This is a genomic window from Pseudomonas sp. 910_23 (assembly GCF_052850795.1).
In genome coordinates this window covers 317,366-333,421 of record NZ_VXCZ01000006.1, presented here as the reverse complement: position 1 = coordinate 333,421, position 16,056 = coordinate 317,366, and the positions used below count along the sequence as shown (strand labels likewise).

9 protein-coding genes are annotated in these 16,056 nt (G+C 61.0%); 8 read left to right on the top strand and 1 reads right to left on the bottom strand.

Annotated features, from left to right (window positions below; all coding sequences use genetic code 11):
- The first annotated feature begins 100 nt into the window (after window positions 1–100).
- The 6 genes from recC to FW800_RS10110 all read left to right on the top strand — a co-directional run bounded on the left by recC (window position 101) and on the right by FW800_RS10110 (window position 11,751).
- Window positions 101–3,553, top strand: coding sequence for an exodeoxyribonuclease V subunit gamma (recC, locus tag FW800_RS10135; RefSeq protein ID WP_446437523.1), 3,453 nt, complete (start codon window positions 101–103; stop codon window positions 3,551–3,553).
- Window positions 3,550–7,221 (top strand): exodeoxyribonuclease V subunit beta, encoded by a 3,672-nt coding sequence (gene recB / locus FW800_RS10130; RefSeq protein WP_446437522.1) that lies wholly within the window; start codon window positions 3,550–3,552, stop codon window positions 7,219–7,221. The genes recC and recB overlap by 4 nt, the downstream gene beginning before the upstream one ends.
- Window positions 7,218–9,296, top strand: a complete 2,079-nt coding sequence (gene recD / locus FW800_RS10125) for an exodeoxyribonuclease V subunit alpha (protein WP_446437521.1) — start codon at window positions 7,218–7,220, stop codon at window positions 9,294–9,296. Before recB ends, recD begins: the two co-directional genes overlap by 4 nt.
- 132 nt (window positions 9,297–9,428) lie before the next feature.
- On the top strand, window positions 9,429–9,995 hold the full coding sequence (locus FW800_RS10120; RefSeq protein ID WP_446437520.1) for a YfiR family protein: 567 nt from the start codon (window positions 9,429–9,431) through the stop codon (window positions 9,993–9,995).
- Entirely contained in the window at window positions 9,992–11,254 is a 1,263-nt protein-coding gene (locus FW800_RS10115) for a diguanylate cyclase domain-containing protein (protein WP_032879477.1), read from the top strand. Before FW800_RS10120 ends, FW800_RS10115 begins: the two co-directional genes overlap by 4 nt.
- A gap of 5 nt (window positions 11,255–11,259) precedes the next feature.
- Window positions 11,260–11,751, top strand: a complete 492-nt coding sequence (locus tag FW800_RS10110) for an OmpA family protein (protein WP_078822303.1) — start codon at window positions 11,260–11,262, stop codon at window positions 11,749–11,751.
- Window positions 11,752–11,878: 127 nt separating this feature from the next.
- Here the strand turns inward: FW800_RS10110 and FW800_RS10105 are convergent, their stop codons facing one another.
- Window positions 11,879–12,826: a LysR family transcriptional regulator gene (locus FW800_RS10105; RefSeq protein WP_005791385.1), complete on the bottom strand. Its 948-nt coding sequence runs from the start codon at window positions 12,824–12,826 to the stop codon at window positions 11,879–11,881.
- A gap of 133 nt (window positions 12,827–12,959) precedes the next feature.
- Between FW800_RS10105 and FW800_RS10100 the strand changes: the two genes are divergently transcribed.
- A complete protein-coding gene (locus tag FW800_RS10100; protein ID WP_032879481.1) occupies window positions 12,960–14,477 on the top strand; it encodes a CoA-acylating methylmalonate-semialdehyde dehydrogenase in 1,518 nt (505 codons plus the stop codon).
- A 15-nt stretch (window positions 14,478–14,492) separates the two neighbouring features.
- Window positions 14,493–15,380 carry a 3-hydroxyisobutyrate dehydrogenase gene (mmsB, locus tag FW800_RS10095; RefSeq protein ID WP_005791381.1) on the top strand — a complete coding sequence of 296 codons (888 nt, stop codon included), beginning with the start codon at window positions 14,493–14,495 and terminating at the stop codon, window positions 15,378–15,380.
- Window positions 15,381–16,056: the final 676 nt, after the last annotated feature.

Sequence of the window (16,056 nt, the reverse complement as noted above, 5' to 3'; positions counted from 1 at the left end):
GCGTCCACCCTGTGTGCGCACGCCTGTCAGGCTGTGTCCGCCCCATGCACCACAGTGCTAAAGTCCACCCCTCGATTTTGCTTTTCCCAAGGAAGCCGTTATGCCGGACGCGACGTCCCTCAGCCCTGGATTCATGGTGGTTCACGGCAACCGCCTGGACGAACTGCGCAGCCTGGTGGTCAGCTGGATGCGCCGTTATCCACTGGCGCCTTTGGAAAACGAAATCGCGTTGGTACAAAGCAACGGCATCGCCCAATGGCTCAAGCTGGCCTTGGCTGAAGATCCGCAAGAAGATGATATGGGCGGCTGCGGCATTGCCGCAGCAATCGACGTGCAACTGCCTGGCAGCTTTATGTGGCAGCTCTACCGCATGGTCCTGGGCCGTGATGAAATTCCACCCAAGTCCCTGCTCGATAAAGCCCCGCTGACCTGGCGTCTTATGCGCCTGTTACCCGAACTGATTGGCCAGCCGTATTTTGAGCCCCTACAGCGCTTCCTGACTCAAGACACCGACCTGCGCAAACGTTACCAACTTGCCGAGCGCCTGGCCGATTTGTTCGACCAATACCAGGTCTACCGCGCTGATTGGCTGGAAGACTGGGCCGCAGGTCGGCACCAACTGCGCAATGGTCGAGGCGAATCCAAGCCCCTCAACCCTGCCAACTGCTGGCAAGCCGAGTTATGGCGTGCACTGCTGCTGGATGTAGGAGAGGAGGGCATGGCTGAAAGCCGAGCTGGCGTTCACCAGCGCTTCATCGAGCGCATCAACAGTCTTGAGCAAGCGCCGCCCGGCTTGCCTTCCCGGGTGATTGTATTCGGCATTTCATCACTGCCGGCCCAAGCACTGGAAGCCCTCGCTGGCCTGGCCCGTTTCAGCCAGGTCCTGCTCTGTGTACATAACCCTTGCCGCCATCATTGGTCCGACATCGTCGCCGACAAGGATTTACTGCGTAATGAATACAAGCGCCAGGCGCGCAAAGCCGGTATGCCGGTCACTATCGATCCCCAAACCTTGCACCAGCACGCCCATCCGCTACTGGCAGCCTGGGGCAAGCAGGGCCGTGATTACATCAGTTTGTTGGACAGCTACGATGACCCCAACAGCTACCGCGCCGCATTTCGCGATGGGCGCATCGATCTGTTCAGTGACAGCGAACCCACCACGCTGCTCAACCAGCTCCAGGACGATATCCTCGAACTGCGCCCGCTGAATGAAACCCGCGAACTGTGGCCCGCTGTTGATCTGGAGCATGATACGTCCATCCGGTTCCACATCGCCCACAGCGCCCAGCGCGAAGTGGAAATCCTCCACGACCAATTGCTCCAACGCTTCAGCGCCGATCCAACGTTGCGCCCTCGGGACGTCATCGTCATGGTTCCCGACGTCGACAGCTACGCGCCGCACATCCGCGCGGTCTTCGGCCAGCTTGAGCGAAATGACCCACGCTTCATCCCCTTTACCCTGACAGACCAAGGCCAACGCGGCCGCGACCCGCTACTGATCGCCGTCGAACATCTGCTCAAGCTTCCCGACAGTCGTTTCCCCGTCAGTGAAATCCTCGACCTGCTCGACGTTCCCGCCCTGCGTGAGCGTTTTGCTATCAAAGAGCGCGACCTGCCCACCCTGCATCGCTGGATCGAAGGTGCCGGTATCCGCTGGGGGCTGAACGCCGAACAACGTGTCGGTTTGGGTCTACCCACAGATCTGGAACAAAACAGCTGGCGATTCGGCCTGCGCCGTATGTTACTGGGCTATGCAGTCGGCACTGGCATGGCCTGTGAAGGTATTGAGCCCTACGACGAAATTGGCGGCCTCGATGCGGCATTGATCGGCCCGCTGGTCGCCCTGCTCGATGCCTTGAATGATGCCCATCAGGCGTTATCACAACCGGCTGCTCCCAGGGTGTGGGGCGAGCGATTGCAACGCTTGATGCAGCTGTTCTTCCTGCCCAGCAGCGAGCACGATGACTACCTCTTGGGCCAGCTTGAGCAACTGAGAGAGACCTGGCTGGAAACCTGCGAATCCGTTGGCTTGCAGGACGAGTTACCGCTTACGGTCGTCCGTGAGGCATGGCTGGCCGGATTGGATCAGGGTCGCTTGTCCCAGCGCTTTCTCGCCGGAGCTGTCAATTTTTGTACCCTGATGCCCATGCGTGCGATCCCGTTCAAGCTGGTCTGCCTGCTCGGCATGAACGACGGCGACTACCCACGAGCACAACCGCCGCTGGACTTCGACCTGATGGGCAGCGACTACCGTCCCGGTGACCGTTCGCGCCGCGAAGACGACCGCTACTTACTGCTCGAAGCGCTGCTCTCGGCCCGCGACCAGCTCTATATCAGTTGGGTTGGCCGCAGCATCCGCGATAACAGCGATCGCCCTGCCTCGGTATTGATCGGCCAGTTGCGCGACCACCTCGCCAGCGGCTGGCAGCACGCCGGCAGCGATAAGCCGCCGATCGACGCAATGACCCAGGAACACCCGCTCCAACCCTTCAGCGCCCGCTACTTCCATGAAGGCGATCCACTGTTCAGCTACGCCCGCGAATGGCAATTGCTGCATGAAGCGCGGGATGTCATGCCCCCAGCGAATGTATTGCTGCAGCATCAACAGGAAGAACCCCTGAGCCTCGGTCAGTTGCAGGACTTCTTGCGCAACCCAGTCAAACATTTTTTCAGCCAGCGTCTGAAAGTATTCTTCGAAGCGGCAGAAGTGCCTCTGGCTGACGAAGAACCCTTCGTCCTCGACGCACTGCAGCGCTATAGCCTCAGCGACAGTCTGCTAAATGCTGCACTGACCCACCCCGATCACCTCGACCAGGCCCTCAACGCCCAAGCCCTGCGTTTGCAGGGCAGTGGCCTGTTGCCGATGGTCGGTTTCGGTGAGTGCCTGCGTAAGGAGTTGATCGAGCCGTTGCCGGATCTGGTGCAGCGCTATCAACAGCTTCTGGCGCTGTGGCCGACCCCACATACCGGCGTTGAACCTATCACTTTTGAGTATCGAGGCATTCAGTTGGAAGGTTGGATCAGCGGCTTGCATCGCCGCAGCGATGGCGGCCTGTTAAGCGTTACCACCATCCCCAACAGCATTGGCTCGATCAAGACACGCAAGTGGCATCGCTTGATCCGCCCTTGGGTCAACCATGTGGTGGCCTGCGCCTGTGGCCTGCCATTGAGTACCGGCCTGGTAGCAAGTGACGACACCTTGCTGCTCGAGCCGTTGGATAAACCTACTGCCCAGGAAATCCTCGGCAACCTGCTGCTGGCTTGGCACACCGGTATGAGCACACCGCTGCCCGTTGCAGTAAAAACCGCTTTCGCCTGGCTCGGCCAAACTGACCCCGCCAAGGCCCAAGCCGCGGCCAGCAAAGCTTACGAAGGCGATGGCATCACCACTGACGGCGAACGCCGCGAAACGCCTGCTCTCACGCGGCAATTTCCCGACTACGCGGCGTTGGTCGCCAGTGAGGAATTCGAAGGCTGGTGCGAAACCCTGTATCGCCCGCTCATCAACGCACCATGGCGATCGCTTTCCAGCGCGGAGGCCAGCGCATGATCGGCAAACCCTTGGCCCTGGCATTCCCGCTTAAAGGCAGCCAGTTGATTGAAGCCAGTGCCGGCACTGGCAAGACCTTCACCATCTCCGCGTTATACCTGCGTCTGGTGCTCGGCCATGGTGGTGATGAGTCCGGCTTCGGCCGCGAACTGCTGCCGCCGCAAATTCTTGTCGTCACGTTCACCGATGCGGCGACCAAGGAGTTGCGTGAACGCATCCGCATCCGCCTGGCCGAAGCTGCGCGCTTCTTTCGCGACGAGATCGAGCAGCCCGATGCGTTGATCGCCGACCTGCGCGAGCAATACGCTCCGCAGCAATGGCCGGCCTGCGCCAACCGCCTGGACATCGCAGCGCAATGGATGGATGAAGCCGCCGTCTCGACTATCCACAGCTGGTGCCAGCGCATGTTGCGTGAACATGCGTTCGACAGTGGCAGCCTGTTCACCCAGACCCTGGAAACTGACCATAGCGACCTGCTGGGCGAAGTGCTGCGCGATTACTGGCGATTGTTCTGCTACCCGATGCACGACGATGCGCTCAACTGGGTGCGCAACAATTGGGGCGGCCCCGCGGCGCTGATGCCAAGGGTGCGTGCGCTGTTCGGCAGCGAGCGGCCCACCGACGAAAGTCGCGAACCGGCCGAACTGATCAACGCTTGTTTGCAAGAGCGTCGCGCCGCGCTGACGACCCTCAAGGCACCCTGGCAACAATGGGCCGCCGAGCTGCGCGATATCTGCCTGCAAGCCGTCGCCGCCAAAACGGTCGATGGGCGCAAGATGCAAGCGCGCTACTTCGAACCCTGGTTCGAAAAGATCAGTGCCTGGGCAGCCGATGAAACCCTGGAGCAATTGGACATCGGTACCGGCTTCACCCGTCTCACGCCCGACGGCATGGCCGAAGCCTGGAAAGGTGAGCCGCCACAGCACCCCGGTATCGAGGCCATGGCCAGTCTCAAAGCCAGCCTCGATGCATTGCCAACGCCCGACGCCGCGGTATTGCAACATGCGGCTGGCTGGGTGGGTAAACGCTTCGAAGAAGAGAAGCGTCGCCGCGCTGAAATGGGCTTCGACGACATGCTGATCCGCCTCAACGCGGCCCTTCAGGCAGACGGTGGCGAGCGCCTGGCCAGTGTGATCCGTGAGCAATTTCCGGTGGCGCTGATTGATGAATTTCAAGACACCGACCCGGTGCAATACAGCATCTTCGACAGCATCTACCGCATCGACGAAAACCACCTGGACAGTGGCCTGTTCTTGATCGGCGACCCGAAGCAGGCGATCTACGCCTTTCGCGGTGCCGACATCTACACCTACCTGCGCGCCCGGCAGTCCACCACCGGCCGCCATCACACCCTGGGCACCAACTTCCGCTCCAGCCATGCGATGGTCGAAGCGGTAAACCACGTGTTCCAGCGTGCGGAAACCGGCCGTGGTGCGTTCCTGTTCCGCGAGCCCAACGGCGAGAACCCGGTGCCGTTTCACCCGGTGCTCTCCCAGGGCCGCAGCGAGCACCTGCAGGTTGACGGCCAACCGTTGCCGGCCATGAACCTGTGGCACCTGCCTACCGACCAGCCGATTTCCACCGCGGTTTACCGTCAGCACTTGGCTGCGGCCTGCGCCACACAGATCGTCGCGTTGCTCAATGGTGGGCAGCAAGGCACAGCAGGTTTTGTAAAAGAGGGCAGCCTCAAGGGCGTATTGCCGTCAGACATCGCCATCCTCGTACGCGACGGCAAGGAAGCCCAGGCCGTGCGCGCTGAGTTGGCCAGCCGTGGCGTGCGCAGTGTGTACCTGTCGGATAAGGACTCGGTTTTCGCCGCCCAGGAAGCTCACGACCTGCTGGCCTGGCTCAAGGCCTGCGCCGAGCCGGATGTCGAGCGCCCGCTGCGCGCCGCCCTGGCATGCGTCACCTTGAACCTGTCCCTGGCGGAACTGGAGCGTCTGAACCAGGACGAATTGGCGTGGGAATCGCGCGTGATGCAGTTCCGTGGCTACCGCGCAATCTGGCGCACCCAAGGCGTGCTGCCGATGCTGCGTCGCCTGCTCCACGACTTCAAGCTGCCTCAAACCCTTATCGCCCGCAGTGATGGCGAGCGCGTGCTGACCAACTTGTTGCACCTCAGTGAGTTGCTGCAACAAGCCGCGTCGGAACTCGATGGTGAACAGGCGTTGATCCGCCACTTGGCCGATCACCTGGCACTGTCGGGCCAGGCCGGTGAAGAACAGATCCTGCGTCTGGAAAGCGATGAGCAACTGGTCAAGGTGGTGACCATCCACAAATCCAAGGGCCTGGAATACGACCTGGTGTTCTTGCCCTTCATCTGCTCGGCCAAACCGGTGGATGGCAGTCGCTTGCCGCTGCATTACCACGATGAACACGGCAAGTCCCAAGTGAGCCTGCGGCCAACGGCCGAGCTGATCGCCCAAGCCGATGACGAGCGCCTGGCCGAAGACCTGCGTTTGTTCTACGTGGCCTTGACCCGCGCCAAACACGCGTGCTGGCTGGGCATTGCCGACCTCAAGCGCGGCAATAACAGCAGCTCGGTCTTGCACCTGTCGGCATTGGGGTATTTGCTGGGGGGCGGGACGTCGTTGGGCGAGTCCACCGGCCTGGCGCGCTGGTTGCTGGATTTACAGGAAGGTTGCCCGGCCATCCGTTATGGCCTTGTGCCGAATATCCAGGACATCCTGTTTCACCCGCCGCGCAATGAAGCGACGTTGCTTGCGCCGTTGCTGCCCAAACGCAAGGCTGCGGAAAACTGGTGGATTGCCTCCTACAGTGCTTTGCGCATTGGCGACAGCATGAGCGCCGCCAGCCTCGAAGCGCCGGAAAGCCCGCAGGCCCAGAAGCTGTTCGATGACGAACGCCTCGACCCCGATGCACCACGGGAAGTGGTGGCGTCCGGCGGTGATATTCACCGTTTCCCACGCGGGCCTAATCCAGGCACCTTCCTCCACGGCTTGTTGGAGTGGGCCGGTGAAGAGGGTTTCAACGTGACGCTCGAGGCCATCGAAAAGGCCGTGGGCGCACGCTGTAACCGCCGCAATTGGGAAGGCTGGATCGTCACCCTCAGCGGCTGGCTGGGGCATCTGTTGCAAACGCCGTTGCCGCTGTACAACGACCACGTGACCCTCAGCGGTCTTGAGCAGTACCAGATTGAAATGGAGTTCTGGTTCGCCAGTCACACAGTCGATGTGCTCGCCCTCGACAAGCTGGTGTGCCGGCACACCCACGGCGGCGTTTCCCGTGTGGCCGCGGAGCCGGTGCTGCTCAACGGCATGTTCAAGGGGTTTATCGACCTGACGTTCGAACACGAGGGGCGCTACTACGTGGCGGACTACAAATCCAACTGGCTCGGCCCCGACGATTCGGCCTACACCCAGCAAGCCATGGAGCAGTCGATCCTTGAGCATCGGTACGACCTGCAATACGTACTTTACCTGCTGGCCCTGCATCGCCAGCTCAAGGCACGCCTGCCCGATTATGACTACGACCAGCACGTCGGCGGCGCCTTGTACCTGTTCCTGCGTGGCACCCAGTCGGTGAGCCAGGGGGCGTATTTCACCCGGCCGCCCCGTGAGCTGATCGAAAGCCTGGACCTGTTGTTCCAGGGCAAGCCAATTGCGCCCAAGGTCGAGCCCGTCTGGGAACAAGGAGTGTTGCTATGAGCCTGTCGCCGTTACCGCTGGAGGAGCTGGCACCGCTGAGTCACGCCACTGACCTGGTGCAGTTGCTTGAGCGTTGGGTCGAGCGTGGCTGGTTGCGGGCCCTGGACAAAGCCTTCGTCGGCTTCCTGCACGAGCTTGATGCCCAGGCCGATCCCTTGGTGCTGCTGGCGGCCGCGTTGACCAGCCATCAACTGGGCCATGGCCACGTCTGCCTGGACCTGTTCGAAACCCTCAAGACGCCGGACTTCGCCCTGTCTTTGCCGCCCGAAGGCGACCTGCACACCGGCGCCATGCTGCTGCCGTCGCAGTTGCTGCACGGCCTGGACGGTGCCCATTGGTGCCATGCCCTGGCGGGCAGCCCACTGGTCGCGCTGGCGGTCGATGGCAGCGACGTGGCCCAGAGCCGGCCATTGGTGTTGTCCGGCAAACGCCTGTACCTGCGCCGCTACTGGACCTACGAGCGACGTATCGATCGCGCCCTGCGCCTGCGCCTCGCGAGCGTGGAGCCCGCAGCTGCCGATTTGCCACAACGCCTCAACCGCCTGTTCGACCAACCGGCGCCGGATGGGGTGATTGATTGGCAAAAACTTGCCTGTGCGCTGGCTACCCGCGGCGCATTCAGTATCGTCACTGGCGGCCCCGGCACCGGCAAGACCACCACCGTAGTGCGCCTGCTTGCGTTGCTGCAGGCGCCCGCCGTGGAGTCCGGCAGCCCGTTGCGCATTCGCCTGGCCGCGCCCACCGGTAAAGCCGCTGCGCGCCTGACCGAATCCATCAGCCAGCAAGTGCTGTCGCTGACAGTGCCCGACAGCGTGCGGGAAAAAATCCCGACGCAGGTCACCACGGTTCACCGCCTGCTGGGCAGTCGTCCCGGTACTCGCCACTTCCGGCATCACCTCGGTAATCCATTGCCGTTAGACGTGCTGGTGGTGGATGAAGCCTCGATGATCGACCTGGAAATGATGGCCAACCTGCTCGACGCCTTGCCATCCCATGCGCGTCTGGTATTGCTGGGCGACAAGGACCAATTGGCGTCGGTGGAAGCGGGTGCGGTACTCGGTGATTTGTGTCGTGATGCCGAAGACGGCTGGTACAGCCCGCACACTCGGCAATGGCTGCAAGCCGTCAGCGGCGAAGACCTCAGTGCCAGCGGCCTGCAAGAAGACCTCGACGGTAGCCATCCCCTGGCCCAGCAGGTGGTGATGCTGCGCTATTCACGTCGTTTCGGCGAAGGCAGCGGCATCGGCCAGCTGGCGCGCTGGGTCAACCAGCAAAATGCCGAACAGGCACGTCAGCTGTTGGCCGCAGGTCGTCATGACGACCTGTTTTGCGTCAGCCTCAAGGGCGAGCATGACTATGCCCTTGAGCGCCTGGTGCTAGACGGCCAGGGCGACGGCGCCCAAGGCTATCGCTACTACCTGAATCTGCTGCAATCGGCACGTCCACCCTTGGATACGCCACGTGATGACCCGGCCTGGACGCATTGGGCGCAACAGTTGCTGCAAGCCTTCGATGCGTTCCAACTGCTCTGCGCCGTGCGCAAAGGCCCTTGGGGCGTTGAAGGGTTGAATCAGCGCATCACCGCGGCCCTGCGCAAAGTACGCCTGATCGAAGGCGACGAGCAGTGGTACGAAGGTCGTCCGGTACTGATGACCCGTAACGATTACGGCCTGGGCCTGATGAACGGCGACATCGGTATCGCGTTGAAATTGCCCGAAAACGAGGGCGGCTCCCACGTGCTGCGGGTGGCCTTCCCACGTAACGATGGCCAAGGCGGCGTACGTTTTGTGCTGCCCAGCCGCTTGAATGATGTTGAAACCGTGTATGCGATGACCGTGCACAAATCCCAGGGCTCGGAGTTCACCCATACGGCGCTGATCCTTCCGGACGCTTTGAACCCGGTGTTGACCAAGGAGTTGATCTATACCGGTATTACCCGCGCCAAGCGCTGGTTCAGCTTGATCGAGCCCCGCGGTGGGGTGTTTGAGGAGGCGGTACGGCGCAAGGTCAAGCGTTTGAGCGGGTTGATGCTGGAGTTGGACGCCGTGCCTGAAAAACTGACTGATAGGTCATGAAATATTTCTGATTCAGATGTCTGATTTTTCTGAAAAAATAGTAGGCCTCGTGTCAGCCGTGCGGCATGGGGTTTCCCGCCGCTGTGCTATCGTTGCGGCATCACCCTGGAAAATACCTGAGAGAAGTGCTGCATGAACGTGGCTGTCTCGCCCACAGAGCGCAGTTTGAGCTGGAGACGGATGTTGCTGGTGGCGGTTCTGTGCCTGCTCGCACCGCGCATCTGGGCGCAGACGCCGAGCCTCGCCGAGCAGCGCGCCCAGGCGGTCACCCAGGTCGTCCTGGGCATTCTCAGTTATGCGCGATGGCCGGTGGAGCCTGCGCAATTGCGGCTGTGTGTTGTGGGGCCGACTCAGTACACCGATGACCTGGTCAAAGGCACCACCCAGGCCACCGGTCGTCCAGTGCTGGTACGGCGCCTGCTGGTCGATCATCCGGATATCGTCAATGCCTGCGATGCCGTCTACATCGGCAAAATCACCCCCGACGAACGCAACCGCCTGTTTACCTCATTGATTGGCCACCCTGTACTCAGCATTAGCGAAGGGGGCGACCAGTGCACGGTGGGCAGCCTGTTCTGCCTGCGCGTCAGCGATGAGCAGGTGTCGTTCGAGGTCAACCTGGATTCCGTCGCCCGCAGCGGCGTGCGTATCCATCCCAGTGTGTTGCAGTTGTCTCGCCGTCGAGCGCCTGGCTCATGAGCCGCGATAAAGTGCGGCCGACCCTGCGCTCGGTGATTGCCCGCGGGCATATGATTCTGGCGCTGGTGGCGGTCACCCTGGCCAGTGTGTCCCTGACCCTGCTCGGCGTACTTGCCCTGCGGGTTTACGCCGAGCACAACCTGCACCTGATCGCCCGCTCCATCAACTACACCGTGGAAGCGGCTGTAGTGTTCAACGACAGCGCGGCGGCCACCGAAGCCCTGAGCCTGATCGCCTCCACCGAAGAAGTGGCCCAGGCAGAAGTATTCGATATCAACGGCAAGCTGCTGGCGCGCTGGGTTCGCCCGGAAACCGGCATGTTGTCACGGGTCGAGTTGCAAATAGCGCACGCCCTGCTCGAACAGCCCATCAGCCAGCCGATTCTGCGCCAAGGGCAAACCGTCGGCAGCATCCATCTGGTCGGCCACGGTGGCAGCCTGTTGCGCTTCTTGCTCAGCGGCCTGATCGGGATTCTGATCTGCACCGCCCTCAGCGCCTGGGTGGCCTTGCACTTGTCGCGGCGTCTGTTAAATGGCATCACCGTGCCACTGCAACGCCTGGCCGCCGTCGCTCACGCCGCGCGCAGCGAGCGAGACTTTGACCGCCGCGTACCCTCGGCGCAGATCGCCGAACTCGACAGCCTGGGCAGCGACTTCAACGCCCTGCTCGGCGAGATGGAGGCCTGGCAGAGCCACCTGCAAAGCGAAAACGAAACCCTGGCCCACCAGGCCAGCCATGACAGCCTCACTGGCCTGCCCAACCGCGCGTTCTTCGAAGGCCGGCTTATTCGCGCCTTGCGTAGTGCCGCCAAGGTCAACGAGCGGGTGGCGGTGCTGTTTCTCGACAGCGACCGCTTCAAAGACATCAACGACAGCTTCGGTCACGCTGCTGGCGATGCCGTGTTGGTGGCTGTTGCCGATCGCGTGCGTGCGCAACTGCGCGAGGATGACCTGGTGGCACGCCTGGGCGGCGATGAATTTGCGGTATTGCTGGCGCCGCTGCACAAGGCCGAAGACGCCCATCGCATCGCCGATAAAATCATTGCCAGCATGGACGTGCCGATTTCGCTGCCAGGGGGTACCCAGGTGTTGACCTCCCTCAGTATCGGCATTGCCATTTATCCCGATCATGGCGCCACTCCCGGCACCTTGCTCAACGCCGCCGATGCGGCGATGTACCAGGCCAAACGCCTGTCTTCAGGCGGCCAGCAAACGGCGGAGTCGGAGCATCCCGTCGTCAACGTTCAACACAGGAGTTGATTCCCTTGTTCGCTAACACACGCGTTTTATTTATTTCCTTACTCGTCGCCTTCCTGGCCCTCAGCGGCTGCCAGACGCCCCCGCCCAAGGGGCTCACCCCGGCGCAAGTCGCCGTACTCAAGCAGCAAGGCTTCGAGCTGACAGACGAGGGCTGGGCCTTCGGCCTGTCCGGCAAGGTCCTGTTTGGCAGCGACGTCGAAACCCTCAATAAACCCAGCACCGACATCGTCGAACGCATCGGCCAGGCCCTGGTAGGCGCGGGCATCGAGCGTGTACGTGTCGACGGCCACACCGACGCCTCCGGCAAAGAACCCTACAACGTGGCGCTGTCCCTGCGCCGCGCCAAGAGCGTGGGCAAGGTGCTGACCCGCGTGGGTATGAAAGAAGAAAACATCCAACTGCGCGGTTTGGGCAGCAGCGAGCCGGTGGCGCCGAATACGACCACAGCAGGCCGCACCGAGAATCGCCGGGTGTCGATTGTTGTGATCGCAGACTAAGCGGGTTCTCCTTCCCCCAGCTGAAATGTATTCACTATGTGGGAGCTGGCTTGCCTGCGATGGCGGTTGATCGGTAGATATAGCTTTTGCTGATACACCGCTATTGCAGGCAAGCCAGCTCCCACATTCAGTCCGCAAAACGCATCTCCCGCGTCTGCCCCATCAACAACCCTTGATTCTGCTCAGTCACCTCTCTGATGTAATCCCACAACAACGTAATCCGCTTCAACTTCCTCAAATCCTCCCGGCAATACATCCAGAACTGCCGCGTAATCGCAATCTGCTCTCCCAGCACCGGCAACAAGCGCGGATCCTGCGCCGCCAGAAAACACGGCAATATCGCCATCGACCGGCCCTGCTGCGCCGCCACGTACTGCGCGATCACGCTGGTACTGCGCAGGCTGGCGCTGGCGCCGGGCACCACGTTGGCCAGGTACAGCAGCTCCGAGCTGAAGGCCAGGTCATCCACGTAGCTGATAAACGGATGCTCGGCCAAATCCGCAGGTTTGCGGATTGGCGGGTGTTGGTCGAGGTAGTCCTGGGTGGCGTACAGCTGCAGTTTGTAGTCGCACAGTTTACAGCACACATACGGCCCGTGTTCCGGGCGCTCCAGGGCGATGACGATGTCGGCTTCGCGCTTTGACAGACTGATGAAGTGGGGCAGGGGCAGGATGTCTACCGAGATCGCGGGATAAGTGTCGACGAAATGGCTCAACTGCGGGGTGACGAAGAAGCTGCCGAACCCTTCGGTGCAGCCCATGCGCACATGGCCGGACAGCGCCACGCCGGAGCCGGAGACTTGTTCGCAGGCCATGTGCAGGGTGCTTTCGATGGACTCCGCGTAGCCGAGCAAACGCTGGCCCTCGGTGGTGAGCACGAAGCCGCTGGTCCGGGATTTTTCGAACAGCAACGTACCGAGCGACACTTCCAGTGAACTGATGCGCCGCGACACGGTGGTGTAGTCCACCGCCAGGCGCTTGGCGGCCACGCTGGCCTTGCGGGTGCGCGCCACTTCGAGGAAAAACTTCAGGTCATCCCAGTTCAGGGCGCCCAGGGAGGTGATGTTTTTTTGCATATTGGACCGGCTTTTATGTGCGTTCTTATTAGAAGTTTGCACATCTATACTCCAAAAACAGTCCGAACGCCTCATTCTTCAAGGCGATTCAACGCCTTGGTTCTCTGCATAACTACAAGATTCTGGAGACCACATGAACGCATCTGCCGATATTTCCGTGCAACAGGTCAAGTTGCTGATCAACGGCGAGTGGGTCGAATCCAAGACCACCGAGTGGCAAGACATCGTCAACCCGGCCACCCAACAAGTGCTGGCCAAGGTCCCGTTTGCCACTGCCGATGAAGTCAACGCTGCCATCGACGCCGCCCATCGCGCCTTTCAGACCTGGAAGCTGACGCCGATCGGTGCGCGGATGCGCATCATGCTCAAGCTGCAAGCCCTGATCCGTGAACACTCCAAGCGTATCGCCGTGGTCCTCAGCGCCGAGCAGGGCAAGACCATTGCCGATGCCGAGGGCGATATTTTCCGTGGTCTGGAAGTGGTCGAACACGCCTGTTCCATCGGCACCCTGCAAATGGGCGAATTCGCCGAAAACGTGGCCGGTGGCGTGGACACCTACACCCTGCGCCAACCTATCGGTGTGTGCGCCGGCATCACTCCGTTCAACTTCCCGGCGATGATTCCGCTGTGGATGTTCCCGATGGCGATTGCCTGCGGTAATACCTTCGTCCTCAAGCCTTCCGAGCAAGACCCTTTGTCGACCATGCTGCTGGTGGAGCTGGCGCTGGAAGCCGGCGTACCGGCCGGTGTGCTCAACGTGGTGCATGGCGGTAAGGACGTGGTGGATGCACTCTGTACTCATAAAGATATCAAGGCCGTGTCCTTCGTCGGTTCCACCGCCGTCGGCACCCATGTCTACGACCTGGCCGGCAAACACGGCAAGCGCGTGCAGTCGATGATGGGCGCCAAGAACCACGCCGTGGTGCTGCCGGATGCCAACCGTGAACACACCCTCAATGCCCTGGTCGGCGCCGGTTTCGGCGCGGCGGGCCAGCGTTGCATGGCCACCTCGGTGGTGGTGCTGGTGGGCGCGTCCAAGCAGTGGCTGCCGGATCTCAAGGCTCTGGCACAAAAGCTCAAGGTCAATGCTGGCAGCGAAGCCGGCACGGATGTCGGCCCGGTGATCTCCAAGCGCGCCAAGGCACGCATCCTTGAACTGATCGAAAGCGGCGTGAAAGAAGGCGCCAAGCTGGAGCTGGATGGCCGCGATATCAAGGTGCCGGGCTTCGAACAAGGTAACTTTGTCGGCCCGACTCTGTTCTCGGGCGTGACCACCGACATGCGCATCTACACCGAGGAAATCTTCGGCCCCGTGCTGGTAGTGCTGGAAGTCGACACCCTCGACCAAGCCATCGCCCTGGTTAACGCCAACCCGTTCGGCAATGGCACGGGCCTGTTCACCCAAAGTGGTGCGGCGGCGCGTAAATTCCAGAGCGAAATCGATGTGGGCCAGGTCGGCATCAACATTCCGATTCCGGTGCCAGTGCCGTTCTTCAGCTTCACCGGCTCGCGCGGTTCCAAGCTCGGCGACCTGGGCCCGTACGGCAAGCAAGTGGTGCAGTTCTACACCCAGACCAAAACCGTCACCAGCCGCTGGTTCGATGACGACACGGTCAACGATGGCGTCAACACCACCATCAACCTGCGCTGAACCTGGGAGACGACCATGAAGATTGCATTTATCGGCCTGGGCAACATGGGCGCGCCCATGGCCCGCAACCTGATCAAGGCTGGGCACGCGCTTAACCTGTTCGACCTGAACCAGGCGGTACTCAAGGAACTCGCCGAACTGGGCGGCACCATCAGCAGCTCACCGCGTGATGCGGCCCAGGGCGCAGAACTGGTGATTACCATGCTGCCGGCCGCTGCTCACGTGCGCAGCGTATGGCTCAATGACGACGGTGTGCTCGCGGGCATCGGCAAAGGCGTCCCAGCGGTGGATTGCAGCACCATCGATCCGCAAACCATCCGTGATGTAGCGGCAGCGGCAGCGAAACAGGGCGTGGCAGTGGCCGATGCACCGGTCTCCGGTGGCACCGGCGGTGCCCAGGCCGGGACGCTGACCTTTATGGTCGGCGCCAACCCGGAATTATTCGCTACCCTGCAACCGGTGCTGGCGCAGATGGGCCGCAACATCGTGCACTGCGGCGATGTCGGCACCGGGCAAATCGCCAAGATCTGTAACAACCTGCTGCTGGGTATCAGCATGGTCGGCGTCAGTGAGGCCATGGCCCTGGGCGATGCGCTCGGCATTGATACGCAAGTGCTGGCCGGCATCATCAACAGCTCCACCGGGCGCTGCTGGAGTTCCGATACCTATAATCCCTGGCCGGGCGTGATCGAAACCGCGCCATCATCGCGTGGCTATACCGGTGGCTTTGGTGCCGACCTGATGCTCAAGGATTTGGGCCTGGCCACGGAAGCCGCACGCCAGGCGCATCAGCCGGTGATCCTCGGCGCAGTGGCCCAGCAGTTGTACCAGTCGATGAGCCAGCGCGGGGAGGGGGGTAAAGACTTCTCGGCCATCATCAATAGCTATCGCAAACCTCAATAAAGGCAAGTTCCGAGAGCCCCCTTTGGGTGGGTTCTCGGAGGTTGGCTTGTCTATGCGTTCGCAGCATTTCAGGCGCCTTGTGCACCTGCCCCCTCGATATATCCCCTAATACCTGTCCCCATCGTGACTAACAACTTTTGCTGCCTCGCATTACGCGAGCTTCGCAGCTATATGCGTTTTTATTACTAATCAACTAACTGGTTCGCATGAGCCTGTTTGAGGTGTGTACCGCCTTGAAATAAATTATTACAACTTGGAAAGGTTTGATGGTTTTTCTCGGTTTTTGATCATTGATTCATCATGTAGATCGCATGTGTGGAGTGATTAATTATCATGGTGTGATGATAAAAAAATAATTGATGGGCGTCATATATGTGATGGGCATGTTCGTTAAGTAGGCGTGCTTAATACCTGTTTAGTTTTCCCTTTGATGTCGGCTATTGCCTCGCTAGTATCTGGCTGGAGGGCGTTTTCAGTTGGGTATGCCTCCACAGTTTTCACTGCAGTGTTTTACTTTTTCCAAGTTGTGCAGGTGCCTTAAAAATGGCTAGCGAAAGGAAGCGGACAGCGAGTGTTGCCGAGCGATCAGCTGCTTTGGCCCACACCGGTCAGGGACTCGACAAGGCCAGTCTCATGGCTCTCCATCTCTCCCGATTGCTTGAGTTGTGGGCTTGCG